The sequence below is a fragment of the Paenibacillus sp. J31P190 genome (genome assembly GCF_059692075.1).
Window position 1 is genome coordinate 84,927 of sequence record NZ_JCAUAS010000010.1, and the last position, 26,017, is coordinate 110,943.

Annotated in this window: 22 protein-coding genes; 14 read left to right on the forward strand and 8 right to left on the reverse strand. The window is 47.5% G+C overall.

The window, feature by feature from the left end; translation table 11 throughout:
* The first annotated feature begins 14 nt into the window (after window positions 1–14).
* The 4 genes from AC58U0_RS18830 to ptsP all read left to right on the forward strand — a co-directional run bounded on the left by AC58U0_RS18830 (window position 15) and on the right by ptsP (window position 3,968).
* Window positions 15–1,388, forward strand: coding sequence for a PTS fructose transporter subunit IIC (locus AC58U0_RS18830; protein ID WP_497380499.1), 1,374 nt, complete (start codon window positions 15–17; stop codon window positions 1,386–1,388).
* Between the two features lie 72 nt (window positions 1,389–1,460).
* Complete coding sequence (locus AC58U0_RS18835; protein WP_497380500.1) at window positions 1,461–1,913, forward strand: PTS sugar transporter subunit IIA; 453 nt, start codon at window positions 1,461–1,463, stop codon at window positions 1,911–1,913.
* Between the two features lie 15 nt (window positions 1,914–1,928).
* Window positions 1,929–2,207, forward strand: a complete 279-nt coding sequence (locus AC58U0_RS18840) for an HPr family phosphocarrier protein (protein WP_497380501.1) — start codon at window positions 1,929–1,931, stop codon at window positions 2,205–2,207.
* 39 nt (window positions 2,208–2,246) lie between these two features.
* Window positions 2,247–3,968, forward strand: coding sequence for a phosphoenolpyruvate--protein phosphotransferase (gene ptsP / locus AC58U0_RS18845; protein WP_497380502.1), 1,722 nt, complete (start codon window positions 2,247–2,249; stop codon window positions 3,966–3,968).
* Window positions 3,969–4,018: 50 nt separating this feature from the next.
* Here the strand turns inward: ptsP and AC58U0_RS18850 are convergent, their stop codons facing one another.
* Window positions 4,019–4,903 (reverse strand): pilus assembly protein N-terminal domain-containing protein, encoded by an 885-nt coding sequence (locus AC58U0_RS18850; protein ID WP_497380503.1) that lies wholly within the window; start codon window positions 4,901–4,903, stop codon window positions 4,019–4,021.
* 644 nt (window positions 4,904–5,547) lie between these two features.
* Here AC58U0_RS18850 and AC58U0_RS18855 point away from each other — a divergent pair.
* The 8 genes from AC58U0_RS18855 (at window position 5,548) to AC58U0_RS18890 (ending at window position 14,072) form a co-directional block, all read left to right on the forward strand.
* A complete protein-coding gene (locus AC58U0_RS18855) occupies window positions 5,548–6,255 on the forward strand; it encodes a FadR/GntR family transcriptional regulator (protein WP_497380504.1) in 708 nt (235 codons plus the stop codon).
* A 58-nt stretch (window positions 6,256–6,313) separates the two neighbouring features.
* A complete protein-coding gene (locus AC58U0_RS18860) occupies window positions 6,314–7,543 on the forward strand; it encodes an MFS transporter (RefSeq protein ID WP_497380505.1) in 1,230 nt (409 codons plus the stop codon).
* 124 nt (window positions 7,544–7,667) lie between these two features.
* Complete coding sequence (locus AC58U0_RS18865) at window positions 7,668–8,243, forward strand: nitroreductase family protein (protein WP_497380506.1); 576 nt, start codon at window positions 7,668–7,670, stop codon at window positions 8,241–8,243.
* A 236-nt stretch (window positions 8,244–8,479) separates the two neighbouring features.
* The gene (locus AC58U0_RS18870) at window positions 8,480–9,541 is read left to right on the forward strand and encodes a LacI family DNA-binding transcriptional regulator (protein WP_497380508.1); all 1,062 of its coding nucleotides are present in this window, start codon (window positions 8,480–8,482) and stop codon (window positions 9,539–9,541) included.
* Window positions 9,542–9,565: 24 nt separating this feature from the next.
* The gene (locus AC58U0_RS18875; protein ID WP_497380509.1) at window positions 9,566–10,984 is read left to right on the forward strand and encodes an extracellular solute-binding protein; all 1,419 of its coding nucleotides are present in this window, start codon (window positions 9,566–9,568) and stop codon (window positions 10,982–10,984) included.
* Window positions 10,977–11,930: an ABC transporter permease subunit gene (locus AC58U0_RS18880; protein WP_497380511.1), complete on the forward strand. Its 954-nt coding sequence runs from the start codon at window positions 10,977–10,979 to the stop codon at window positions 11,928–11,930. The genes AC58U0_RS18875 and AC58U0_RS18880 overlap by 8 nt, the downstream gene beginning before the upstream one ends.
* Before the next feature lie 9 nt (window positions 11,931–11,939).
* Window positions 11,940–12,800 (forward strand): carbohydrate ABC transporter permease, encoded by an 861-nt coding sequence (locus AC58U0_RS18885; RefSeq protein ID WP_497380512.1) that lies wholly within the window; start codon window positions 11,940–11,942, stop codon window positions 12,798–12,800.
* Window positions 12,801–12,809: 9 nt separating this feature from the next.
* On the forward strand, window positions 12,810–14,072 hold the full coding sequence (locus tag AC58U0_RS18890) for a CehA/McbA family metallohydrolase (protein ID WP_497380513.1): 1,263 nt from the start codon (window positions 12,810–12,812) through the stop codon (window positions 14,070–14,072).
* 85 nt (window positions 14,073–14,157) lie between these two features.
* Here the strand turns inward: AC58U0_RS18890 and AC58U0_RS18895 are convergent, their stop codons facing one another.
* The 7 genes from AC58U0_RS18895 to AC58U0_RS18925 form a co-directional block, all read right to left on the reverse strand.
* Window positions 14,158–15,072 (reverse strand): pseudouridine-5'-phosphate glycosidase, encoded by a 915-nt coding sequence (locus AC58U0_RS18895; protein ID WP_497380514.1) that lies wholly within the window; start codon window positions 15,070–15,072, stop codon window positions 14,158–14,160.
* A gap of 7 nt (window positions 15,073–15,079) precedes the next feature.
* Window positions 15,080–16,180, reverse strand: a complete 1,101-nt coding sequence (locus AC58U0_RS18900; protein WP_497380515.1) for a carbohydrate kinase — start codon at window positions 16,178–16,180, stop codon at window positions 15,080–15,082.
* 159 nt (window positions 16,181–16,339) lie between these two features.
* Window positions 16,340–16,729, reverse strand: a complete 390-nt coding sequence (locus AC58U0_RS18905; RefSeq protein ID WP_497380516.1) for a hypothetical protein — start codon at window positions 16,727–16,729, stop codon at window positions 16,340–16,342.
* Between the two features lie 144 nt (window positions 16,730–16,873).
* Entirely contained in the window at window positions 16,874–19,477 is a 2,604-nt protein-coding gene (locus AC58U0_RS18910) for an Ig-like domain-containing protein (RefSeq protein WP_497380517.1), read from the reverse strand.
* A 993-nt stretch (window positions 19,478–20,470) separates the two neighbouring features.
* Window positions 20,471–21,760, reverse strand: coding sequence for a glycosyl hydrolase family 18 protein (locus AC58U0_RS18915; RefSeq protein WP_497380518.1), 1,290 nt, complete (start codon window positions 21,758–21,760; stop codon window positions 20,471–20,473).
* 183 nt (window positions 21,761–21,943) lie between these two features.
* Complete coding sequence (locus AC58U0_RS18920) at window positions 21,944–23,815, reverse strand: alpha/beta fold hydrolase (protein ID WP_497380519.1); 1,872 nt, start codon at window positions 23,813–23,815, stop codon at window positions 21,944–21,946.
* 62 nt (window positions 23,816–23,877) lie between these two features.
* Window positions 23,878–24,459 (reverse strand): TetR/AcrR family transcriptional regulator, encoded by a 582-nt coding sequence (locus AC58U0_RS18925; RefSeq protein WP_497380520.1) that lies wholly within the window; start codon window positions 24,457–24,459, stop codon window positions 23,878–23,880.
* A gap of 109 nt (window positions 24,460–24,568) precedes the next feature.
* On the opposite strand from AC58U0_RS18925, the gene AC58U0_RS18930 reads away from it, so the two are divergent.
* Both AC58U0_RS18930 and AC58U0_RS18935 read left to right on the forward strand, forming a co-directional pair.
* Window positions 24,569–25,342 (forward strand): hypothetical protein, encoded by a 774-nt coding sequence (locus AC58U0_RS18930; protein ID WP_497380522.1) that lies wholly within the window; start codon window positions 24,569–24,571, stop codon window positions 25,340–25,342.
* A 10-nt stretch (window positions 25,343–25,352) separates the two neighbouring features.
* Complete coding sequence (locus AC58U0_RS18935; protein ID WP_497380523.1) at window positions 25,353–25,808, forward strand: hypothetical protein; 456 nt, start codon at window positions 25,353–25,355, stop codon at window positions 25,806–25,808.
* Window positions 25,809–26,017: the final 209 nt, after the last annotated feature.

A 26,017-nucleotide genomic window follows, 5' to 3' on the forward strand; every position in this document is an offset into this window, starting at 1 on the left:
AGGCGGGGGCGTCTATGAAAAAGATTCTTGCAGTTACAGCTTGTCCAACCGGTGTTGCTCATACGTACATGGCTGCTGAATCCCTAGCAAAAGCAGCTAGAGAAAAGGGTATTCCAATTAAAGTAGAAACCAGAGGAGCTGTCGGCGTAGAAAATGAGTTTACCGAGCAAGAGATTGCCGAGGCTCATGCCATTATTGTAGCTGCGGATACGGATGTATTAGAATCCCGTTTCGCTGGAAAGCCTGTTGTTAAAGTCCCTGTAGCGCAGGCGATCAAAAATCCGGCAGGCCTTCTCGATGAAGCGTTGAACAAAGAAGCGGCCTCTGCGGGTGATTATCTGAAGCAAGTAGAGCAGTCGAAATCTCAGCGCAGCGCTTCACGAACCGGAGTCTATAAGCATCTGATGACAGGTGTTTCCAACATGCTGCCTTTGGTTGTCGCTGGCGGATTGCTAATTGCACTTTCTTTTATTTTTGGAATTGAGGCTTTTAAAGAACAGGGTACTTTTGCAGCAGCTTTAATGGACATCGGCGGCGGAGCAGCTTTTGCTTTGATGGTACCAATCTTGGCGGGATTCATCGCCTTCTCCATTGCGGAAAAGCCGGGCTTGGCGCCGGGTCTTGTTGGCGGGATGCTCGCTTCAAAAATGGGGGCAGGTTTCCTTGGCGGTATCATTGCCGGATTTCTAGCGGGTTATGTCGCGAAGCTGTTGAAAGATTATATCAAGATGCCTAAGAATTTTGAAGGCTTGAAACCTATTCTAATTATTCCTTTATTAGCTACCGGAATTACTGGACTTCTAATGATTTATGTGATTGGCGAGCCCGTAAAAGCAATTATGGATGGTTTGACAGTATGGCTCAAATCGCTCGGATCCACGAATGCCGTATTGCTAGGTGTTCTATTGGGAGCGATGATGGCGTTCGATATGGGCGGCCCTGTGAATAAAGCGGCGTATACGTTCGCTGTAGGGTTGTTGGCCAGCAGTGTATACGGCCCGATGGCAGCGGTGATGGCTGCTGGTATGACACCTCCACTAGGTTTGTGGCTGGCAACGATACTTGCTCCGAAGAAATTTACGAAGGAGGAGCGGGATGCCGGAAAAGCGGCTTCCGTTCTGGGAATATCGTTTATCACGGAAGGTGCCATTCCGTTTGCCGCAGGCGATCCGTTCCGCGTGATCCCATCGATCATGGTCGGCTCCGCTTTAACAGGCGCTTTATCCATGCTGTTCGGTGCTACTCTGCGCGCGCCTCATGGAGGGATTTTCGTCCTGCCGATCCCGAATGCTGTCGGTCACTTGGCCTTGTATGCTTTAGCTATCGTAGCAGGAACAGTTGCTACAGCGATCATGCTGAATATATTGAAGAAGCCTGTAAAAGACTAAATCTTTATACAAATTAAAACAAATCACACAGGGGGAATTTCTTCCCCCTTTATATTTAGGGAGGATACGATTATGAATATTCAAGAACTGCTGAATGAACAAAGCATTTTGATCCCATTGGAAGCAACAAGCAAAGAAGAATGCATGCAATCCATGATCGACGGACTTGCAGCCGCTGGCTGTATTTCGGATAAGGCAGCATACCTGGAGGCGGTTTTGAAGCGGGAAGAAACCGGCTCGACTGGTATTGGTTTTGGGGTGGCTATTCCTCACGGGAAGTCGAACGGAGTCAGCAAGCCTGGCGTTGCTTTTGCCAAGTTAACTGGGCCTCTGGATTGGAAATCACTAGATGACCAGCCTGTTAGGATCGTCTTCATGATCGCTGTACCAGAGGCGGCCGCAGGCAATGAGCATCTGCAAATTCTGATCGCGCTCTCCCGTAAGCTGATTAACGAGGAGTTTCGTGAAAGCTTGTTGAACGTGACCGAAGCGCAGCAATTGATATCTATTCTACAAACCATCTAATAGGAGAGAAAAAACATGATCTCGAAAGAACTTACGATCCGGAACGATTCCGGTTTTCATATTCGCCCTGCCCAACTATTTACGGAAAAAGCGGCATCTTTTCAATCAACTGTAAATCTTGAATATATAAATGAACCTAATACTGTGATCATAGACGGGAAAAGTATTCTCGGTCTTATGACGCTTGGTTTGGAGAAGGGCTCGGTTATTACCCTGACAACAGAAGGGCCAGATGAACAAGCGGCGATGGATGCTTTGGCCCAATTGGTGGAAAGCGGCTTTGGAGAAGTATAAGAGCTGCTTATAGCAGCTTGAGGGATAGGAGATGCTAGCATGACGGAGAGAGTACTGCAAGGACTAGGGGTATCTGCCGGCATTCGCACAGGTAAAGCATTCGTGTACGCTCCAGTGCGACTAACGGACGTAGAGAAAAAGAAAACGCAAGATATCGATACCGAGGTTGAACGGCTTCGGAAAGCCAAAACAGCGTGCGAGGCTGAACTGCAAGTTCTGATTGAGAAAGCGCAGCTTACACTTGGGGAAGAAAAGGCTGTGATTCTGAAAGGGCAGATCAGCTTTTTGCAAGATCCCACCTTTTATCCACCTATGGAGAAATTAATTGTAAGCGAGCAGTGGACAGCGGAAAGCGCGATACATCAAGTGGTTACGCAGATTGCTGCTCTGTTCGAAAGCATGAAGAATGAATATATGCGGGAGCGAGCGGCAGATGTCCGCGATGTAGGAAACCGGATGTTCGCACAGCTATGTGAACGCAAAGGAACACAGCTTTCCGATATCGGGGAGCCTATCATTCTCGTAGCGGATGATCTGACACCTTCTGATACGGTTCAGTTGGACAAAAAATGGGTGCTCGGGTTTGTCACCCGTATAGGCGGCAAGACTTCCCATACAGCTATTTTGGCCAATTCATTAGGGATCGCAGCGATCCTGGGATTGGGGGATGGGATGGATCGGGTGCACCATGGAGATGAGCTTCTTATAGATGGCTCGACCGGAAAGTGTATCTTAAACCCATCGGCATCAACCAAGGAATCCTACCATGCTCTCATGCAGCGGGATGAAGCCGAGAAGGCCGAGCTGCTGGCTTATGTTGATCGGGACGCTGTCACGAAGGATGGCTTCCGAGTCGAACTGGCAGCAAACATCGGTACGGTGGAAGAATCGGTAAGCCTGCTGGGCCAAGGGGCTGAAGCGGTTGGACTGTACCGGACAGAGTTTTTATTTATGGGGCAATCTCAGATGCCTGACGAGGAAACTCAATATAAGGCTTACCAGCAAGTAGCAGAAGCAATGAAGGGACGCCCTGTTGTTATTCGTACGCTCGATATTGGCGGCGATAAGGAGCTTCCTTATCTGGATTTGCCGAAGGAAATGAATCCATTTCTTGGATACCGAGCCATTCGACTTTGTCTAGACCGCAAGGAATTGCTTATAACCCAGCTTCGTGCGATTTTGCGGGCAGGGGTTCACGGCGATGTGAAAATCATGTTTCCGATGATTTCGGGCATGGAAGAATGGCGTCAGGCGAAAGAAATCTATGAGCAGACTCGCGAACAGCTAAGCCAAGAAGGAATCCCTTATGCAGATTCTGTAGAATTGGGAATTATGATTGAAATTCCGTCAGCAGCATTGCTCGCTTCCAGATTTGCCAAGGAAGTAGACTTCTTCAGCATCGGGACGAACGATCTTGTGCAATACACGGTTGCTGTTGATCGTATGAATGAGAAGGTAGCTTATTTATACGATTATTTCCATCCCGCAGTCATTCGACTGATCAAGACGGTCATCGATGCTTCTAATGCTGTAGGCAAATGGAGCGGAATGTGCGGTAGTATGGCAGGTGATCCGATTGCAGCACCGCTTTTGCTCGGCTTAGGTCTGCATGAATGGAGTATGGCGGCTTCATCGCTTTCCAAGGTGAAGAAAGTGATTACGGATTTGAACCGCAGCGATTGCGAGTCGTTAGTTGAAAGGATTTTGGAGATGGACACGGCTGCCGAGGTTAGAGAGGCATTGCTGGCGTTTAAGCCATAATTTTAAAAAACCGTCAGGGTGTCCCTGACGGTTTTTCGTTGGTTCTACATTTAGTTAAGCGTCACGTAGCTTGTTGCTTTTTTACCTGTTGAAGTTACAGCAGTTAATTCGAAGGAAGTCACATTACCAGTGACAGTAACGTTTCCAGCCGCGTCAACCGCTACGGTTCCTACAGGTGTGCCGGCAGTTCCCTTAATATCATTCGTGATGAAAAGGGTGCCTAGTGCGAAATTAAAATTATAGCCTTTAATGTCCGCACTTTTATACTTAATGCCGTAGTTATCTGTGATGGAAAGATCCATTTCCGTATAAGCATTGAAGGTATAAACACTGCCTGTTACCGTCTTCTCAATGGTAGTTTGTCCTGCTTTTATTTCCTTAGCAGTGATAGCGTCGCTTTTAACCGTGACAGTAACGTTTAATTGCTTTGCGTCGTCATTTCCAATTTGGACAATGACACTAATGTCTGCAGTTCCCGGCTTGTTGCCTAGAACGTAAGCATGATGGTCTGAGGTAAGACCGACTTTAGCAATGCTAGAGTCAGAGGAATGAACGGATTGAACCACCCCAGGGATAGCAATGGGATCGCCACTAGCTGATGTCACTTTAATTTCAATTTCTTTAGCTAATTTACTTTGTGTTGGATCTTCAGCTGTTGCTTTGTAAACGAGATCATTTAATCCTGTTGCTGCATCTGTTAGACCGCTATCGAGCACACTAGCTAATGTGTAGGTGCCGTTAATCGAAACGTTCCCTGTACTAGGGGCTGTAACGCTAAAGCTGCCTGTTGTCGTTTGGACAGTGGAAGCGTCGAGGCCGCCAAGCGTAACTGTGTAATCGCCTGCAGCAAGCGCAAGAGTAGTCGTTAATGTTGCCGATTGACCATCACTAGCCCATTCTGTTGTCGTAGGTACGACCGTTGAACCATTTTTCAAAGTGAGCGTTGCTTTGCTAGCATCTATACAACAATTTCCTTCATTTCTTCTAGGCAAGCTAAGGATTGTTGTATGTTGTACAACAATTTATCCGATTTAGAGGCAATCGAGCTACTTTTGGCTGAAATTGTTGTATTTTTTGCAACAATTGCGTGGGAAACGCCGATTTGCTTGCATAAAATTTCACATAGTACAACATTAGCATGTGGATGAGCAAGCGAATGAGTACCTTGACCGTGGCTTTCTTTGATGCGCGGATAATTGATGATATTTTTGTTTTCTGCTTTGGATGAAGGAAGGAATTAGGAAGGCAAGTTGTACGATGTACAACAATTTCCTTCATTTCTTCTAGCAAGCTAAGGATTGTTGTATGTAGTAGCATGGATGGATAAGCGCGTACGTAAACACATACGCAGTGGGGGTAGCTTGCTTTAAAATGAATATACGCCTTGGACGCAACCTTCTACGCAGGAACCTTTACAAAACTCTCGCACAAGGGCAACATAAGCCGTATTTTCAGTCGTTTTGAGGCACTCATGCAAGGAAGGAAGCTTGCCGAGGTCTTTGTGCGGAGTCCCATTGTAAAAAATAGGGTGAAAATCCAAGCTCACCTATGCTATACTCAACAAACAGGAGATGATCTGATGAATTCCAAAATGTCATTCCAGCCGCTAAATCGCCCTAAATTGGTTGACGATGTTGTTAATCAATTGCAAAAGAAAATATCAGAAGGCGAGATGAAGCCGGGCGACAAGATTCCAACGGAACCCGAGCTGATGCAGCAATTCGGTGTCGGACGTTCGACGATCCGTGAAGCGGTCAGAGTGCTTGTTCATGCAGGTCTGCTCGAAAAGAAGCAGGGTTTCGGAACTTTTTTGACGGCTAACACCGGTATGCAGGAGCCGCTTGATCGTAGGCTTCGCAGAGCCGAGATCCTGGAGGTCTATGAGGTAAGAAGGATGCTCGAACTTGAAATCTCCCGATTAGCCGCTGAGCGCCGCGATGATCATGATCTCGAGCAGATGCGCAGCGCACTGGATCAACGGTCGGAAGCACTGGAGAAAGGTGATACAAGTACCTATTTGAGCTCAGATGTAAAGTTCCATCTGTCCATCGCCATCGCTAGCAAGAACAGCGTTGCTATCGACTTATACCGGTCCTTCTCAACCGTGCTCCTAGAAACTTCTTACAAATTGGTGAGCGTCGAGAGTCCACATGATCCCCACAATCTCCAGCACGAAAATATGTATCAAGCGATTAAAGACAAGGATGTATCGGCTGCCGAGTACTGGACCAAGCAAAATCTAGATGAAACGGTCAGTCAGCTTAAAAAGTATCTTAACCAGGAGTAGCTTTATTCTCCTCTAATTTTAAACATCAGATGATATGATGAAAGGAGTTTGAGATCACATGTCCGTATCAAACAATGCCCGTAATAGTACCGTTTATGCTATTTTATTTTCCATAAGCTTGGTTCATTTGTTGAATGATGCGATTCAATCCGTTATCCCTGCAGTGTTCCCGATTCTTCATAATTCGTTACAGCTCAGTTTTACACAAATCGGGTGGATTGCCTTCACGTTGAATGTGACGGCCTCGATGTTTCAACCCTTGATTGGTCTGTACACAGACGCAAAACCGAAGCCATTTCTGCTGCCCGCAGGTGTGTTTTTCTCTCTTATAGGCGTGATTGTCTTGGCTGTAGCATCTTCGTTCGCGCAGGTTATTTTAGCCGTTATCCTAGTAGGTCTGGGTTCCTCTGTCCTTCATCCGGAAGCATCGCGTGTAGCTTATTTGGCTGCTGGGCCTCGCAGAGGACTGGCGCAGTCGATATTCCAAACAGGCGGCAACATCGGGCAGGCTTTGGCCCCTGTCTTTACAGCCCTTATTTTTGTACCTTTTGGTCAATTCGGTATCATCTGGTTTTCATTTGTAGCTGCGGCGGGGATTGTTGTTCAATTTTTCGTTGCCAAATGGTATCGAAAGGCGGGAAGCCGTCCATCCACATCCAACAAAACCGGGGGTATCAGAAAGAAACTCCCACGTAAAATGGTTGCGTATGCGATATTTATTCTCATCATGCTGTTATTTTCCAAGTTTGTTTATGTGGCCAGCATGACAGGGTTCTATGCCTTTTATTTGATTGAACATGACCATCTTTCGGTTGAAAGAGCGCAGCTCTTCATTTTCACCTTGCTAGCTGCCGGAGCTGTAGGTACGTTCATGGGTGGACCGTTGGCGGATCGTTTTGGGAGACGTAATATGATCTGGTTCTCTATTCTAGGCACTGCGCCGTTCTCGCTGCTTCTGCCATATGCCAATTTGTTCTGGGCAGGTGTTCTTTGTGCGTGTATCGGGTTTATTTTGTTATCCGGTTTTTCCGTCATTGTCGTTTATGCACAAGAGCTGCTGCCAGGCAAGGTGGGTACAGTTTCTGGATTGTTCTTCGGATTGGCCTTTGGTTTAGGCGGGATCGGATCAGCTGTGCTGGGAACGCTGGCTGATGCAACAAGCATCACCTTTGTAATTAAGCTCTGTGCCTTTTTACCGTTAATTGGTTTATTGGCAGCCTTCCTTCCGACAGATAAAAAGCTGAATTTGCACGATATTGAGCTGCCGCAAACGGCAGTGAAAGCATGATTCATTAAGCTACAAGGATAAGCTCATAGCTACTAGGACGATGCTTACGATGTAGGTTTGCAGTGGGAGCTTGGGTCGTGCAACAATAAGGAGAGAATAAGCCACAGGGAGAGGAGCGGGATTCATGGAAATAAAAGATGCAATTCGCCATCGCCGCAGTATCGGGAAGGTTAAACAGGATCCTGTCGACAAGCCGCTAATCGAAGAAATCCTTGAAGCAGGCACTTGGGCGCCTAACCATTGTCACACAGAGCCATGGAGGTTCTGGGTCATGACTGGAGAAGGCAGAGGATTGCTTGGTCGAGGCTACGCTGAGGTTGCCGCTGCTGAAGCGGATCCAACACTTTCTGAGGAGGAGTTATCCAAGCTGAAAAGCGCTCAGGAGAAGAAAGCATTCCGAGCTCCTGTCGTTATTGCCGTGGCCGTAACACCCTCAGTGAAGCCTGTAGTTCCGGAGATCGAGGAATATGCGGCAGCACACGCCGCAGTTCAGAATATGCTGCTTACAGCGCACGCACTAGGTCTAGGAGCGGTATGGCGGTCGGGTGCACCTACCTATCATTCGAAGATGCGTGAAGCGTTCAGTTTAGTGGGAAAAGAGGAGCTGGTCGGATTCATCTACATCGGCTATCCAGACATGGCTCCTCCTAAGGCGCAGCGGGTGCCGTTCGAACAGAAGACGACATGGGTAAGCGAGTAAGGTAAAGTTTTGTCGAACCTAAAAGAACCGTCAGGGGATATTCCCTGGCGGTTTTCTCTTTTTGTGTAAACAAATCGTCGAACCGGTTTCATGATTTGTCATCATAGCTAGCAAGAAAATGCTTGAATTTCCTTGATTTTTGATTAAAACGATCATCGAAAGCGCTTATTTCCTTTACAAATCATTAAGCTCTATTTAAAACTCTGTTGATAAAACCGGTTTAATATGAAAGAGAAGTGAGGCGAGCTCGTATGGCCAACATAGATGATGTTGCAAAAGTAGCTGGGGTTTCCAAGAGCACAGTGTCCAACGTATTTAGCAAAAAAAGGCCGATCAGCAAGGAAGTGTCGCAGCGTGTACTGGAGGCAGCTTTACATTTGAATTATAGACCCAATTACTGGGCTCGCAGTTTAGCTAATAAGAAAACGAATATCATCGGGTTAAATATGGCTGGCGAGCAAGTGAAATTCAGTCAGTTCCATCTTGGCCTCTTTAATGGTGTGTTGAGAGAGTGTTATAACCAGGGCTATCGTTTGCTGGTAAACACCCTGTCTGCCGAATTCTCCAGTCAAGTGGAGCATTTGTCTACAGACCCGGTAGATGGCGATATTCTTCTGGATCCCGCCTCCAATGATGAGAGAATTTCCGAGCGAATCAAGCGCAACGTGCCGCTAGTCGTGATAGGAAGACCACAGGAGGAGTTCGAATCCAGTGTCTCTTATGTGGATAACGACAATATTGGGATGGGACAGATCGTTACTGAGTACCTTTTGCAATTAGGTCACACTCATATCGCGTTCCTCAATGCGCCGAAGAAAAGAACGGTCGCTCAAGACCGCGAACATGGTTACTACAGAGCCTACAATAAAGCCGAGCTGTCCGTTGATGCAAAGCTCATTGTGTACAAAGACAGCAGTCTAACATCCACTGTCTACGGCTACCAGATGACCAAGAAGCTATTAGCATCTTATCCGCATATTACAGCCATCATTACGGATACAGATAAAGTGGCTTTAGGGGTTTACCAAGCGGCTGCGGAGCTTAATTTGCAAATACCGCAAGACCTTTCTGTCTTTGCTTTCAGCGATGATTCTATCTTCGCACCTGAATTCAAGCCACCTCTTACAGGGGTCAGGCTCAATGGGGAGGTACTGGGAAGCGAGGCAGCCAAGCTGCTCATCGAACAGTGCCGTCAGCCCAATGCCATTGCCAAACGCATATTGATTCCTGCCAGTTTAGTTTATAGAGGCTCATGTGCCCGAGCGAGAGTTAGTAAACCCGCAAAACCCCATAAATAGATAGACAAATAGGAGGCCATACCCATGTTCAATAAAAAAGCAGGAATGATCGCAGCCGTCGTGTTATCGACAAGTATATTAGCCACTGCGTGCAGTACGAATACCGATAAAACAGCCGCATCAAACGTTAGCAGCGAAACTGCGAAGCCGGCTAAACAAGAAACCCTACGTATCCTAAGTGGAGTTGCAGGGGGCAAGACACCGGAAGAGAATGTCCTGTTTGAGAAGGAAGTAGAACGATTGACTGGTATTAAGGTTACCATCGAGAAGCCAGCAGCTGACTATGATAAGAAACTATACGCAGCGATCTCTGCTGGCGAAAAGTATGACCTCATTTATATGGGCAAAGGTAATATGGATGTTCTTGTTGATCAAGGCGCGCTGATGCCGTTAAACGATAAGATCAAAGCTTCCAAGATTTTATCCGATCCTACAGTCATTCCTACCAAGGAATGGGACATGATCACTTACAAAAATGGTCAGATCTTCAGTGTATTTAATAAATCAGAAGGCGGCACGCTGCCTACCGTTCGTCAAGATTGGATGGACAAGCTGAAGCTGCAGCAGCCGAAATCCTTGGAGGATTTCTACCAAGTACTGAAGTCATTCAAGGAAAAAGATCCAGACGGCAACGGTAAGGACGATACTTATGGCTTGTCCACGGCTGGGTTATACGATATTCAAGGGTTTATGAGCGCAGCAGGTGTGAAATATAAATATGTGATTGATGCTAGTGGCAAGCGCTCGATTCCTTATGCAACAGAAGCAGCGGTTCCGATTTATGAGTGGTTTGCGAAGCTGTACAAGGAAGGGATTCTAGACCCGAACTTCGCGACCAACGATTCAGCCAAAATGAGAGAGCTCTTCTTGACGAATCGCGTTGGGATGGTCACATACTGGGATGCATGGGTAGGCTTGTTCAATAATATGAAGAAAACGGATGATCCTAACTTTAAAGCCAAAGCGATCGCTGGGGCCGTAGGTCCAGATGGCAAAATCATGCTTCGCCGCGGCGACCCAAGTGTTTGGGGAATTCCAGTGAATGCTGAGCATGCCGATACAGCGATGAAATTCTTAGAATTCTGGCACTCCGAGAAGGGTAACATCCTTAGTACATTAGGGATTGAAGGCGATGATTACACCGTTAAAGACGGGAAATACACGCTAACGGATGAGGGAGTTAAGCATGGTATGGATCATGGTGCTCCGTTCCCGAACAACACGAACTTTAAGAATCCGATTGGTACGCTGCCAGGTGCAATTGAAGGCCGTCAAGTTATTTTCGACAATCATGCAACGATTGAAAACTCCACGAAAGACTGGCCGAGCGCTGAAAAAATCGTTACCAATTATGCTTTCCAAGCGATGATGGGTAAACTGCCAGCAGCAGAGGCTGTGAAAAAAATGAATGATGAGCTAAAAGCAGCTAAACTAATTGACTAATGAGAGAGCGGAGGCGGGGAATAACTCCCTAGCCGCCGCTTTACTTTTCATGGATAAGGTGGGACGTCTAGTGACCGCATGGGCTCGGTATCGCGTAATGTATATCATGATGATTCCCGTTGTGATTTATTTTTTGATTTTCTCTTATTACCCGCTCATTAAGGGCTTACAAATCTCCATGCAAAACTTTCGGATTATTGGAAATCGTCCGTTCGTTGGTCTTCAGAATTACATCGTGGTTTGGAACGATCCGGTATTCTGGCGTGTTTTGGAGAACACCTTAATTATTGGAATAGGGATGCTGATTGTAGGTTTTTTTGCCCCAATTATAACGGCTCTGTCGTTAAATGAAGTGCTTAAAACGTGGTTTAAGAAGCTGACGCAAATGGTTATTTACTTGCCGCATCTTTTTTCTTGGGTTGTTGTAGGAGGCATCTGGATCATCATGCTGTCGCCGGATGGGGGATTTGTTAATGATTTGTTGAAGCTGCTGGGTGCTGCGAAACCGATACATTTTTTTGCGGAAGTCGACTATGCCCAATCTTTAATGATCTTAACGAACACTTGGAAGGAAATGGGTTTTACATGCATTCTTTATTTGGCCTCTATCGTGACCATTTCCCCTTCTTTGTATGAAGCCGCGCGTATGGATGGAGCTGGCCGCTGGCAGCAGATTCGCTATGTTACTTTGCCTCAACTCATTCCGACGATGAAGGTTGTGACTTTGCTGAATATGATCGGGATGCTCCGGATGTTCGACCAAATGATCATTTTAAGTAATCCTGTTATTGCCCGAAAAGTGGATGTCCTGATGACGTATACGTATCAAAAAGGAATTCTGGAGTTCAAAATGGGCGTCGCTTCAGCCGCTGGCTTTCTTGTTGTATTGGCAACGCTGATCTTAGTGTTCGCAACCCGCAAATTGATTCGTTATGACGAGGAGTGAAATCGTGTTATGAATAAATCGTTGATCAGCAGGGACTTGCCCTTTCATCTATTGAACAGCCTCTTCCTGCTGCTGCTTGTCGCGACGATGATCCTGCCCATATGGAACACCTTTGTCATCTCCATATCCTCTAATATCTCATCCATGCATGGCGGTATTCGGTTATGGCCTTCAGAGCCTAGCCTAGAAGGATACCGTACGGTGTGGCAGCGCATTGAGCTGTGGAGACCTTTCGGTTTGAATGTGCTGGTGACGTTGGTGGGTACATTTATCCACGTGCTGCTATGTGCAATGGCCGGGTATGTGCTGCTGCACAAGGGGTTGCCTGGGCGCAAGCTGATCATTAGCTTTATTTTGCTAACCATGATGGTTCCGAATGAAGCCGTGATGATCCCCCTTTACGTTGTAAATAAAGAGCTGGGTTTATTGAATTCCGTAAATGCTTTGATTTTATATAGTTTGGTGTCAGGTTTCAGTATTTTGCTAATGAGAAATTTCTTTGGAGCTGTTTCGTACGAAATGGCGGAATCCGCTAAAATCGACGGAGCCGGTGAGTTTCGCATTTTTTCCACCATGTATGTGCCGCTCGCTAAACCGGGATTGGCTACCGTAGCTTTGTTCGAATTCGTCTCCCGTTGGAATCAACTGACGCCTGGACTGCTCTATATCACCGATCAGAAAAAGTTCACTTTGCAGGTAGCGCTGCGCTCGCTCGTCATTCAGTCCGACTCAACCAGCAGCAACTTGTTTATGACGCCTAATGTTCGGATGGCCGGTGTCATGCTGGCCTTGATTCCATTGGTAGTTATTTATCCATTTGTGCAAAAATATTTCGTAACAGGCCTTATGGTCGGTGCTACGAAAGAATAGGGGGAGCCAATGAGCGTAACGATATCTCGTTTCATTAAAAGTGAGGAAGCTGATCGTTATTTAGAGGTTCCTTTTCAAGTAGCCTCAGGCATTGAACGTATTCACGTTAGCATAGAAGTGGAATCCCATGGACCAGGAGACTGCGTCATTGATCTTGGTTTAAAGGATACGGATCAAGTGAGAGGCTGGAGCGGGGGCGCGCGAACCGAATTTTATGTGGAGCTTGAAAAGGCGACTCCCGGATATGTACCTGGTTACTTGGTGGAGGGGGAGTGGTGTGTGCTGCTCGGTACGTACCGGATTCCACCGGCAGGATGCACCGTCATTGTAAAGGTTGCCTGCACCCCCAATGAAGGGCGTTGGCTGAAGGGCGATCTTCATATGCATACCGTCCACAGTGACGGAGCCCTGACATTATCCGAGAATGCTCGGATTATGGAAGAACTGGGCTGCGATTTTCTAGCGATGACGGATCATAATACGTACAGTCAAAACCTTGCTTATCCGCATGAAACGAGCGTTGTTTTAATTCCTGGTATGGAATTGACAACGAATCACGGCCATGCGAACTTCTTGGGTGTTGTTAAGCCAGTGGTAGATTTCCGTGCGACTAGCTCGGAGCAGGTGCAGGAACGTATACGTGAGGCAAGATCGAATGGCGCACGCGTCGTGCTGAACCATCCCCATTGTCCGAATTGCGGCTGGGAATGGGACTGGATGGTCGATTATGATTGGGTAGAGATTTGGAACGGGCCTTGGCGGGAAGCTAACCGCAAGACGCTCGACTGGTGGCATGGGCAGCTTTGCAGGGGCAAACGGCTCATCGCCGTAGGCGGCAGTGATATGCACCGGTTTGGAAGCTGCGTCAGTCACAGTTCGCCGACAACCTGGGTGTATGCATCCTCTCGAACCGTTGACGGCATACTGGATGGTATCGATACGGGGCGCGTTTTTCTAAGCTACTCCCCCGAAGGTCCGGTCATGGAGTTGAACGCAGGGAAGTATGATATGGGCGATGTAGTGCCTGTGGATGCACCGGAGCGTGAAGGAAATGTAAAGCTTGTAGTGTCAGGTTTGCTTGCAGGGGATGAGGTTAAGCTAATCTCGAATCAAGGTGTCGAGCGCTCATGTGTCGTTTACAATGAGCATTCGCTCGAGTTACTAGGTGAACTGGCAGGTCGAAGCTTTTATCGGGCTGAGGTGTGGCGGTATTTTGTCGAGGTGCATGAAATGCTTCTTGCATCTGTAAGTAATCCGCTGTATATGGCATAATGATGGCCATTTTAATCATTAAAAAACGAGCCGCCAGAACTTCTGGGGCTCGTTTTTATGATAAGTCGAGGTCAGATGGACTCGACTACTTGTTCTTAAGCGCAACCGCAACCTGCGCGGCCGTTTGCGCGTTGTGATAAACGAGCGCGATGTTCGTCTCCAAGCTGCGACCTTCGGTCAGCTGTTTGATGCGCGCTAGCAGGAAAGGCGTGACCTTCTTGCCGGTCACGTTTTGATCTTTGGCCTCAGCCAGCGCTTGCTGGATGACGCCTTCGATCTCGTTATGGTCCATCGCGGATTCCGCAGGGACCGGATTGGCGATGATGGCGCCGCCGGCAAGGCCCAGCTCCCACTTGGTGCGCAGCATGGCCGCAACCTCGGCTGCCTCATCGAGTCGGAAGTCAACGCCGTAGCCGCTTTCGCGGGCGTAGAAGGACGGGAATTCGCTCGTTTTGAAACCAACCACGGGTACGCCGTGGGTTTCCAAATACTCGAGCGTGCGGCCAATATCGAGGATCGACTTCACGCCTGCGCAGACGACAGCGACGTTCGTTTGGGCCAGCTCCGTTAAGTCAGCGGAGACGTCCATCGTCACTTCACCTTCGCGGTGAACACCGCCGATACCGCCGGTAGCGAACACTTCAATGCCGGCAAGCGCCGCGCCGATCATCGTTGCTGCTACAGTCGTTGCGCCGATTTTGCCGGACGATAGGATGTAAGGGAAGTCACGACGGCTAACTTTTTCTACATTGGCTGTTGTCGCGAAAGCCTCAAGCTCCTGCTCGTTCAAGCCGATTTTGATTTTGCCGTCCATAATGCCAATCGTTGCTGGAACAGCACCGTTGTCGCGGATGATTTGTTCCACTTTTTTGGCCATTTCAATGTTCTGCGGATAAGGCATCCCGTGGGAAATAATCGTTGTCTCCAAGGCAACAATGGGCTTATTGTTCGCGAGAGCATCTTTCACTTCGTCGGTAAATGTCAGGTAAGATGTGTTCATATTAGATTCAGTCTCCTTTAGTTATCGATTGTATAGTTTGTAGCAGTCGTTCTTCGGTTAGCTCACTAGCTACAGATTGATTGGTTTGAAGCGTAATATGTGCCGCAGCGAGCCCATAGGAGCATGCGTCCATATAGGTATGTTGATGCATCACACCATAAGCGATACCAGCGACGAGAGCATCGCCTGCGCCGGTTACTTCCACGACATGGGTAGGAATAGGAGGGAAAAGCTGCTCGCCTTCCTCGCCAGCATACATGACACCCGCGCTGCCGAGTGTAATGAATACGTGTTTCACACCCCGTGCCTGAATAGCTCTAGCCAGCTTGGCGGAATCTTGATCGGTTTCTACCGAGGAACCAGCAAGCAGACGAGCTTCTTCCAGGTTAGGGAAGATCGCTGTAATACCATGAAGCTCCTGCGGGAGCTTTTTCGCTTTTTCGGAAGAGACAGGGTCGATGAATAGCGTGATGCCTTCTTCTTTACAGCGCTTAATTAATTCTTGGAGCGTATCCGCAGGCAAATTCGTATCGGCAATGACCAGCTGGGAAGCCGCAATATGGGACCATTTGTCCATCAAAAGCTGGGGTGTACATTTATCGTAAATTTCCATGTTGGCAAAAGCCAAAAACATTTCGCCCGTGGCATCAAGCAGCGCCGTGTAAGTCCCCGTGTTCTCGCCCTGAAGGACAATCGTTTGGCTGACGTCGACACCGCGCTTTCGTGTTTCATCAAGCACCCACTGACCAGCCTTATCGTCACCGACAACGGTTACGAGGGCAGTCCGGCAGGATAAACCAGCTAGTGTATCCGCGATATTGCGAGCCACACCGCCGCAGGACTCGGTGACCGTTACCGGATTCGAGGAGGCCAGTCGAATGGCCTGCTTGCTGGCAGCTTTACTGTCGAGGTTCGCGCCGCCGATACACATGACGGTTTGGTCATCAGATGTGACATAGGCTCGGCCTCGGATCGTACCTTTCTTGGTCAACGCAGCGATATAGCCGGCAACAGCAGATCGGGAAATGCCTATGGCACTGGCTATTTCAATTTGGGAGATGAATGGATTTTGACGTATTAGTGCTAAAATTTGCTGTTCACGATCCATGAAAAGCTCCTTTCAAACGAATAACTGCCTTTAGTTTAACGCAATAAAAAACAAATGTCTATAATATAAACAAATGTCTATGAGCGATTTTGCGAAACAGAAAAAAGCCTTCCCCTAAACCGGGAACAAGGCCTCTTTAACCAACCTTCACATTTCACATTAAGAAGTCCGGGAACGTTTGCCGAGTCCGAGCAGTCCGATTAAACCAAGCAGTCCTAGGTAATTCCACCAAGGAGAAGCTTTGTCTTGCGCTTCGTTTGCTGCTTGGGCATGGACCTTTAAAGCCTTCATCGACGTAGGCGGTGTAAGCCCATATCCAGCCGCATGACTGTTCATACTGCCCGTTTTACGCAAATTAGCATCCGCGCCAGGCATGCCGAACGGATTCGTGTCAAAGAACGTCGGTGAGCCTTGTTTGGCGGCTTCCCAACTATCTACTTGCGAAATCATTTGCTGGTTAGGGGAATGCATACGATAGTGATGTGCCCCAAGGAGAGCCGAGATTGACAAAAAAGAAATCATACCCAGCTTCATAAATCTGGAAACCATGATCCATACCTCCAAGACTTGTTGAATTGGTACTGTAAGTGTAGGTATCGATATATTCCCCTAAGAGCAAGAACTTATGCTTTTTTCTGTAAAATGAGAAAAAACCGCTGTCCCCCAATTTGGGAAACAACGGTTTCATTGGTATTACTTCGTAACTGTTACTTGTACGGTCGTTCTCATGTTGGAATACGTGACCGTAATTCTAGCAGACCCTTTGCCGGTTGCTCGAATGATGCCATCCTTCACATCAGCAATCATGATGTTCGACGATGTCCATAGTGCAGGTTTGGTTACATCTTCTTCGGACCCGTCTGTGTAGGTAGCCAACGCCTCAATCTGAGCTGTTTTGCCTTCTTGCAGCTCGATCTTGACGACATCTGTTTTCAAATATTTCAGTGAATCAATTTCCACGGGAATAGCGACCATTTTGCCGCCGAAGGACCCGGTGATCGTTGTTTTTCCTGAACCAGTAGCTGTGAAAAGCCCATTCGTGACAGTTCCTAGTTTATAGGCCATGACTTTCCATGTTGCTGTTTCCGTGACATCTTTGGTAGTGCCGTCCGCTAAAGTAGCGGTTAATTTCACTTGTACTTGCTCGCCGCTTTTGGTGACAATGAAAGATTTATCAGCGACTAGTGTCTGAATCACGCCGATTTCAACCGGAATGGATACACTTTTACCGCCATAAGTTGCGGTTATGGTTGCTTTACCTCGGGAAACCGATGTTACAACACCTTTGGATACTGACGCGATGGTGGTGCTGCTTGATTTCCACTCAGCCTCATTGGTTACAGTGCGGGCTGTGCCGCTAGCATCTGTAGCCGTCAGTATGATAGATCTTGTTTCATTCAAGTCAAAAACTAGATTAGCGACATTCGCCGATAGATCGCTGGCCATATCGACTGTGACCGAGATTGTAACTGTCTTGCTATCCAGCTGCGCGGTCAGGGTCGTTTCTCCTGAAGCTACAGCTTTTACTTTACCTCCGTCAACAGTGGCTGCTTTGGGATTACTGCTTGTCCAGATGACATCTGAGGCTGCATTGCTATTTTTTGTATCATCGGTATATATAGCTTCTGCTGTTAAAGTAACGGAATCGCCTTTTTTCATAACTAGCTTCTCTTGACTGACCGTCAAACTTTTCAATACGCCAACCGATACTTGAATACTAGTTGTGCGTGTACCGTATTTCCCTGTAATCGTTGCAGTGCCGGTAGAAATCCCTGTGATTTCACCGCCCCGTACTTCGGCGATATCTTTGGAGCTGGTCGTCCATTCTGCCAGGGATGTAGCATCCAATTCTCTGTTATCTTTGAAATAAGCGGTTAACGTGACTTTGTCGGACCCGCCTTTTTGTAGATTTACAGCTTTTTTACTTGCTTTGATGCTCGTAGGGATATCGACTTCCACTTTGGTTGTCGTTGTTTTGCCGCCGTATTTAGCGGTTACCGTGGCTTCACCGGATTTATAAGCTTTAACTAAACCTTTACTGACAAATGCAACGGCGTCGTTATCCACGCTCCAAGTCGCGCTATCTGCGATGGTATTGTCGCTTGTACCATCGGCATAAGTAGCCGTCAGAGTAAGGGCGGGAAGCACTTGACCTACTTGCATAGAGAGCAGGTCGGTACTAACGACTAAACGGCGAGGAACTTCAACATCAACGTTAGCTGTAACTACTTTATCACCGTATTTGGCATAAATCGTCGCTTCACCAATGGATATGGCAGTCAGCTTACCTTTGGTAACTTGGACGATATCTTCATCACTTGAAGCCCATTCAGCGCGGTCTGTAAAGTTAACGGGTGTAGCGCTGTCGATGTAGGTAGCTTCTAATTTCAGATCTTTCATTGCATTTTTCTTCATTAAGACATTTGGTTGATCTAATGTGAGTTTCAACGTACTGTCCACATCAACTTTAACCGTTGTCGATTTAGTCCCGTATGTAGCAGTTAAATTAGCTGTACCTACACCGTAACCTTTAACGGAACCATTAATGACATCAGCAACGTTCGGTTTATCAGTGGTCCATACTGCTTTAGCGGATACATCAGCGTTTGTACCATCTGGATAGGTAGCGTTCAGTACGATTGGTTCTGTTCCATTAAGCAGTAAGGATATACTGGATTTCACAGCGTCAATACGTCTTACAATTTCAACATCGACTGGCAATGTCAGGGATTGATTCATATATTTAATCGTAATCGATGCACTGCCGGGATTCTGTCCCTTCACTAAACCATTCGTTACGGTCGCAATGGAGCTCGTATCGACGGTGTAATCAGCCTTGCTCGTTACATCTTCGGACGTGCCGTCATCGTAAAAGGCTGTAATCTTAACTTGATCAGTCGCATTAAGGCGAAGAGCCAGAGACTGTTTATCTTTGGTTAATGATTTTACCTTTTTGCTAACATCGACGTTAACGATTACGGTCTTACCCATATACGTGGCAGTTATCACGGCCTTGCCTTCTTTTTTGGCTGTTACCACACCCGCATAGACGGAGGCAATATCGGTCGAACCGGAATTCCAATCGGTTTTGACGGTTGCATTCTCGGTAGAACCGCTTACGAAGATGGCGGTTGCCGTCAGATTGGCTGTATCTCCGACTTGCAAAGCAAGTTCGTTTTTATTCAGGACGAGCTTAGAAATCTCATCAGCTGCAAAAGCGGTTCCTGTCACTAAGGATTGAGTAGCTAGAATAAAAATAAATACCAAGGATAACCACTTACTGTGTCTAGACTTCATTTCTCTCGTTCCCTCCATTGTTGTTCCTCTACGATTTATAAATTTGAAAATTATGGAACGCTACTATTATCGGAATATAGAGGGTTAAAATGAATAGTTGTCATAATAAATACCCAAATACATCCATCGAATCATAGTTTCAAGTTCCTTACTTGCCAGCAAGTTTGTGCCCCACGCCCTTCCCATTTGATGATCATAAGGATTACAGATGAATATAAGTTAAACCTATGTAATTGGTAAAAATTACTTAAGCTTAGACGGGAGGTTGTGAACAAAGGTTGCAGCAAGTTGGTATTCTTTACGAAGGCAGGCGAATTTTAGAAAAAGGAGGATCCGCCAAAGGATCCTCCTTTCTTTAATCTTATTTATTTGGGTTGGGAGTAAGGTCGAAATATCTGAACTTGAGAGATTTGATTGGATTATATCCAATGATGTCTCATGACATCGGCGGTTGGGGTTAGTTCCATTGGATTTATACAGTGGAATATGTGGAAATAGCTCAGAAAAGCTGGTTTTAGAGCATTCTATTGGATTAACTCCAATGAAAGCGAGTAAATAGGTTGAATGAGCCTGATTTGATTGTATTTTATCCAATGGAACAAACGAGGGGAGTTTGTTGATTATGCATCTACAGATATTAGCCGTAGGGAGATTGAAGGAGCGCTAAACTCGTGAACGGGATCGCGGAGTATGTGAGGCGCATTGGGCCGTAGCCAAGGTGCAGATGATAGAAGTGCCGGACAATAGGGCAGCGGAGAACATGTGCCCTGCTGAGGAACAGCAGCTGATGCGGTTGGTGCTGGTGGAGCAGGTTAACCGCATGATGCGGATAAATCGCGAGGAACCATACCATAAGTAAGGCAAATTGTTTGGATAAAATTGTATCGCAACAAGGATATGAATATAAGTAGATGCGCGTTAAACCTAAAAAGGACCGTCAGGAGGATCTTTCCTGACGGTTTTTCTTCATAAGTGCGTCATTTCCATCCGATGCTAAGATCGTTTCACGACTTTAAAATTTTCCTCAAGGAGCAGCCAGTTTTGCGGAAATTTAAGACCAAGCTTCCAGTAACTAATCCCGCGTAAGCCAAGCTCTTTCAATAAGCGGAATTTCGCTTGAATCGAGCGCGCGTCCTCGAACCAGACGGTGTGTTCCTTGCCAGCATCGTCCCAGTAGTTGAAATGCGGGGCTTGCGCCGTGTAATCGTATAGGATCTGCGCATTATACTTACGGGCCAGATCAATAGCCGCTTGCGGAGAGACAGCCTTAGCAAAGGCGCCGCCTTTAACATAGGGCAACGTCCAGTCGTAGCCGTACAGATTTTGACCCATCATGACTTTGGAAGCGGGCATCTCGCTGATGGCGTATTCCAGCACTTTGCGCACGGGTCCGATGGGGGAGACGGCCATAGGGGGGCCACCGCTATAGCCCCACTCGTACGTCATGATGACGACGAAATCGACGATCTGGCCATGCGCTCTGTAATCATGCGCAGAGTACCAGGCGCCGGCTTGAGCGGCGCTTGTTTTCGGCGCGAGTGCCGTAGACATCAAGTAGCCCTCTTGATGGAGTTGTGCCGCTGCTTTACGAAGAAAGCGATTGTAGGCATCACGATCATCGGGGAACAGATGCTCAATGTCGAAATGGATATCGCGGAATCCATATTGTTTGGCGGTGCTTTTAATAGTCTGAAGCAGACGATTCTGAACAGTGTCGTCGGTGAGGATAATATGTCCGAGCTCAGCGCTGAATTGGTCATTCTCAAGATTGGTCACAACCATCATCAAGGTGACGCCATGCTGTGAGGCAATTCCGCGAAGATCATCCAGCTGCGGAGCTTCGAGGGTGCCGTCCCGTTTAATACGGAAGCTGAATGGAGCTAAGTACGTAAGATGAGGGGCGGCTTCCTTGGCGGATTGAATAAGAACGGGCGATACGTCAGTCCCGCGAGGCTCTAAATAGGCATTCACTTCTGCCTGTTTGCGCGGGGTTGGCGGAATATAGAGGCGAAAGCCAACAGGTAAAGATTGATACATGGTTAGTCCATTGACAGAGGCAAGGGTCTGCAGGTCGATTCCGAGCTTACGGGCAATCAGATAGAGCCCTTCACCGGGCTGTACCCAGTAGAACGAGCCAACAATCGGAATGACCAATGCCTGTCCGATGACCAGGGATTGGCTGGGGGTCATTTCATTGGCTGATGCGATCGTATCTACCGACACTCCATACGTTTGCGAAATGCGGTATAACGTCTGTCCCTTCTGGACAACGTGGATTTGCATAGGGGTTCCTCCCATTCTTCGTAAGCAAAGGCGTTACATCCGAGCCTACTTTTTCCTTTACCTTATTCGAAGAGAAGGAGTTGGGTGTATGTCTATTGGAAAATGTCTGCTGGAAAAAAGCAAAGAACTCGATTGACATCATGCCTCCGCTGCGGCAGGAGAATCGAGTTCTAGCAGTAAAAACTATAGACCTTGCTGCCTCAGGAGCTGAGCGGTCAGCGCCGGATGCGAGATAGGGAAGTGGTGAGCAGCCGCTATCTCCACCGTGCGCGCGGAGCGAAAGCGCTCCGGCAGGCGGTACGTCCGATCCTGGGTTCCCCACAGGATCGACGCCTCATGCAGCCACGCACCGGGCTGCAGCTGTGCAAAGCTCTCTGCGCGCGTCAGCGCAGAGAGGGTCTCCGCAGTCGTCTTCCGCACACGCGGCGACTGCAGCTCGGCCAGGACATAAGTGACATACGCGGGCGGTATGTCACTTATGTCCGTGAAGCAGCTCTGCGCCAGCAGCTGCTTCTGTAAGCTTGCCGCGCGGAGGTACCGCAGCGCGGCTTCGTTGATTCGCGCGCTGCGGTACCTCCGCGCAGCGCTGTGCAGAGCAGGCTGCAGCAGATGCAGCCTGTGGATCTGTTCCGGTACGCGAGCGTAGGCGTGGGCGGCGAGCAGTCCGCCCAGCGAGTGCCCCACGAGCGTAACCGGGGTCTCGAAAGACCGAATCGCCTGGACAAGCGATTCGATATGCCCTTCTATCACGTCCGTACCGTGGTGATAGGGCGAACGGCCGAAGCCTGGGAGATCGACCAGGCAGACGGAAGACTCAGGGAATTGCTCGGCCAGCGGAAGCAAGCAGTCAGCTCCGCTTAAAGTGCCATGAACGAACAGGATCGGAGGCTTCCCCTTGTCTGATCCCACCCGTTCCAGTGTGGCCAAAGGCCCTCTTTTACGGCGTATATATCTCTCTGCCAGAGGGTGGGAATGAACGAGACGAAAGTCGAGATCCGAGATGGTATGGGGCATAATCGAGGTGTTAATCGCGTGCCCCAATCCGTACTTTCTCTGCATGTCTTGCGCGGCAGTTAGGGGATAGGTCTGATTTACATCCACGATGAAATCGAGGGATTCCTTAGGAATTCCGATTTTCCGTCCAAGAGGACTCCCCAGAATCTTTGACAACCATTTAGGGGAGATCGCTCCCCATGGTTTACTGACACGAAGTTCCTTGGCTATGCCCGACACGAGCTCTGTCATCGAGGAACTTTGCTTCTTCTCATCCAGTAAGTAGTAGGTTTGGCTAACGGGATTCGATTCCTTCGCCAGAGCGCTAATGAACTCAGCTGCGTGATCAACATGAAAGAGAGGCAGCCAATGGGAATTACCGCCGGGTGTGATACCCATCAACCTACGCGCGGTGGCCTGTACGAGAATACCGAGCCCGCCTGTTTGCGGGGTATCCCCATTTTCTGAGCTGCCAATAAGAACGCTTGGATGGACGACAGATAGAGGAAAGTTTAGCTGCTTCGCTCCTTGGCGAATGCGCAAATCAGCTAGAAATTTCATGAGCTCGTAAGGAGATTCTTTCTCTAAACTAGCGATGATAGGTGCTGGATTGTGGATATTATCAGCTGTAAAGGGACTTTTGAAGCCGACTAGATGGATGAAATGCTGCAGACCTTTGCGCCTTTGAATTTGCGATGTCAAACTTAGCAATTCCTCGGCGGCTTGCAGGAAAACCGCACGGGCCTCGGCCTCCCCGATCCGAATATCCATCGGTCCACCTGCGTGAATGATGACATCTGCCTTTAGCACGGATGCCATGTCAGGCGCGCTTAATCCAAGGCCGGGTAAGCTTAAATCTCCTATAACCGGGGAAATTCGCTCATTTCCCATGCTAGTTTCCCACTGACCATCACCGCTAAGCCCGCCTAATTGCTTGCGGATCTGCTCCCATCGAGCTTTGGAACGAACGAGCACCGAAATGGTATGATCCTCACGGGATAGCTGCTCTAATGTTTGTGTTCCTATGAACCCTGTACCTCCTGTGATGAAAATATGTGTCATCTTAATTGCCTGCCCTTCATTGTTATTTTAGTACTAATTAGTACTAGTTGTGGTTAAAAAAATTACTTTAGCAACAAGGCTAAAGTAGAAAGAGTTTGATCCAACATGGCTGGATCTTGGTTTGCATGCTGCAGGAACAGCCCGCCTTCAATCGTCGAAACGATCAATTGAGCCGTGGCTTTTGTCGGCAGAGTGGACGAAAACTCCTTGTTATGAACACCCTCGATGAGCAGGGCTTCCACCGTAAGTATTTGGTCCCGGAAAAAAACGCTCACTTTCTCTCGCAGTACATCTGCATCAAGCGGCATCTGTGTATAGAGCGTAAGAAACGGGCATCCGCCTAAGGAAGTCCGTTCAAGTCCTGTCAGCACTTGTAGGAGAGCAGTGAAACGCTCCTGCACACTTAACTCCGAATGTGACACGGTCTCCTGGATCATCTCGTTATAGGTGTGAATAAGTTGTTCGAGAATTGCGGTCAACAGGTCTTCTTTGCTTTTGAAATAATAATAAATATTTGTTTTGGACACTTTGCTCACTGCAACGATTTCGTCCATGCTGGTTGCTAAGTAGCCTTTGGTCAGGAACAAATCTGTTGCCACTTGAATCACGAGATCACGGTTGGTTAATTTTTTTTGCTTTTTCATAAATAGTACTATACGGTACTAAAAATCAATTGTCAAATCCGAAATGTATATCTTACAATCGAAAGAAGATAATAGCATTATTGGAAACTGATTCATAAGGATGCTGCACATGAGAACCAAGCCACGCCGTCAAATTGCTTCTGTCGGCTTATTAGGGATTACCCAATTACATTTGCGCAATCCACTCATTATTTTATGGTGGGCAGCTGCCTTTCCGGGTTTTGGTCATATCCTGTTATCCAAGTACTTTCGCGGCTTTATCCTCATTGGATGGGAGATGCTCATTAATACCCAGATGCATTTGAACGAAGCGATCGTATACACCTTCACGGGTCAATTCGAGCGAGTGGGTGAGGTGCTAAATATTCGCTGGATGTCACTTTATGCGCCTGTTTATTTATTTGCGATCTACGACAGCTATCGAACCTCCGTGGATATGAATCATCAGTTTATTTTGGCCAAGAGGGAAAATGCCCCGATGGATTGTTTCAAAATGGGCGGTATGGAAATTAACTATCTAGATAAACGCTCGCCATGGCTAGCGATGGTGTGGTCCTTATTAATGCCGGGAATGGGACAGCTTTACTCCCATCGGATTATCAATGCTTTTTTTATACTTGTGAACTGGATTTTGCTTTCCTATTTCTCTCATTTGCTTGAAGGAATTCACTATTTACTCATGTGGGATTTAAGACAGTCAGCTAGTGTGGTAAATATGCATTGGCTTTTATTTTTACCGTCTCTTTACGGTTTTTCCGTCTACGATGCTTATGTGAGTACGGTAGAATATAACAAACTGTTTGATCATGAGCAGGTTTGCATGCTGCAAAAGGACTATCAGCATCCCCAATTTCCATTTCCTAAATCTTCGCTTCGAAAATGAGGGTGACACCATGCATGTAATAGCATCATTTGAACATTCGATCTATTTGGAGCTGGCGATTACTGCTCTAGAAGAGACGGGTATTCCAAAGGAACACATTTATGCTGTTTCTTTACAGGAGAAACCTAACAAACCGAAGATGTTCGACACGATCCATCGCTCCGATGGCGTTAGTTTATTTGATGCTGGGACTGCTCTGGCAACGGCTCTCACGGTGGTTGGCTCTACCTATGGCTTTATTTTAAAAGGAGGGGCCATTCTTTGGGGCCTTATCGGCGCAGCTGTGGGGTTCATCATTGGGTTCATCATTGATATCGTTCATAAAAAAAAGAAGAAAGCGGATCTCCCATCCCGAGACAAAATAACGGAAGTTATTGTCCTCGTCGCTTGCGACAAAGAGGAAACCAAGCAAATTCAGGCTGTCTTCTGGGAGCATCATGCCTTTGGAGTAGCTATTTGTGATTGAATTTTGGCTGCGCAAAAGCGGATAGACTCGTTGCCGAGTTAATGCCTTCTCAACGAGCGCGTTATAGCACCGCCGCATGGCGGTGGTCAACCCCGTACGGGTTATTTTTGAAATAGTTGGATCAAAGGGGAGGTGAAAGCTTACCTCTATTTAGCATGTTTAGTTATGGATTTTGCTGAGTTGAGTGAGATTGTGGAGAGAATGCGTAA

Excerpts from the sequence above, each read along its gene's own strand:
- AC58U0_RS18830 (WP_497380499.1), top strand. The coding sequence starts at position 15 with ATGAAAAAGATTCTTGCAGTTACAGCTTGTCCAACCGGTGTTGCTCAT.
- AC58U0_RS18835 (WP_497380500.1), top strand. The coding sequence starts at position 1,461 with ATGAATATTCAAGAACTGCTGAATGAACAAAGCATTTTGATCCCATTG.
- AC58U0_RS18840 (WP_497380501.1), top strand. The coding sequence starts at position 1,929 with ATGATCTCGAAAGAACTTACGATCCGGAACGATTCCGGTTTTCATATT.
- ptsP (WP_497380502.1), top strand. The coding sequence starts at position 2,247 with ATGACGGAGAGAGTACTGCAAGGACTAGGGGTATCTGCCGGCATTCGC.
- AC58U0_RS18855 (WP_497380504.1), top strand. The coding sequence starts at position 5,548 with ATGAATTCCAAAATGTCATTCCAGCCGCTAAATCGCCCTAAATTGGTT.
- AC58U0_RS18860 (WP_497380505.1), top strand. The coding sequence starts at position 6,314 with ATGTCCGTATCAAACAATGCCCGTAATAGTACCGTTTATGCTATTTTA.
- AC58U0_RS18865 (WP_497380506.1), top strand. The coding sequence starts at position 7,668 with ATGGAAATAAAAGATGCAATTCGCCATCGCCGCAGTATCGGGAAGGTT.
- AC58U0_RS18875 (WP_497380509.1), top strand. The coding sequence starts at position 9,566 with ATGTTCAATAAAAAAGCAGGAATGATCGCAGCCGTCGTGTTATCGACA.
- AC58U0_RS18885 (WP_497380512.1), top strand. The coding sequence starts at position 11,940 with ATGAATAAATCGTTGATCAGCAGGGACTTGCCCTTTCATCTATTGAAC.
- AC58U0_RS18890 (WP_497380513.1), top strand. The coding sequence starts at position 12,810 with ATGAGCGTAACGATATCTCGTTTCATTAAAAGTGAGGAAGCTGATCGT.
- AC58U0_RS18895 (WP_497380514.1), bottom strand. The coding sequence starts at position 15,072 with ATGAACACATCTTACCTGACATTTACCGACGAAGTGAAAGATGCTCTC.
- AC58U0_RS18900 (WP_497380515.1), bottom strand. The coding sequence starts at position 16,180 with ATGGATCGTGAACAGCAAATTTTAGCACTAATACGTCAAAATCCATTC.
- AC58U0_RS18905 (WP_497380516.1), bottom strand. The coding sequence starts at position 16,729 with ATGGTTTCCAGATTTATGAAGCTGGGTATGATTTCTTTTTTGTCAATC.
- AC58U0_RS18910 (WP_497380517.1), bottom strand. The coding sequence starts at position 19,477 with ATGAAGTCTAGACACAGTAAGTGGTTATCCTTGGTATTTATTTTTATT.
- AC58U0_RS18915 (WP_497380518.1), bottom strand. The coding sequence starts at position 21,760 with ATGCAAATCCACGTTGTCCAGAAGGGACAGACGTTATACCGCATTTCG.
- AC58U0_RS18920 (WP_497380519.1), bottom strand. The coding sequence starts at position 23,815 with ATGACACATATTTTCATCACAGGAGGTACAGGGTTCATAGGAACACAA.
- AC58U0_RS18925 (WP_497380520.1), bottom strand. The coding sequence starts at position 24,459 with ATGAAAAAGCAAAAAAAATTAACCAACCGTGATCTCGTGATTCAAGTG.
- AC58U0_RS18930 (WP_497380522.1), top strand. The coding sequence starts at position 24,569 with ATGAGAACCAAGCCACGCCGTCAAATTGCTTCTGTCGGCTTATTAGGG.
- AC58U0_RS18935 (WP_497380523.1), top strand. The coding sequence starts at position 25,353 with ATGCATGTAATAGCATCATTTGAACATTCGATCTATTTGGAGCTGGCG.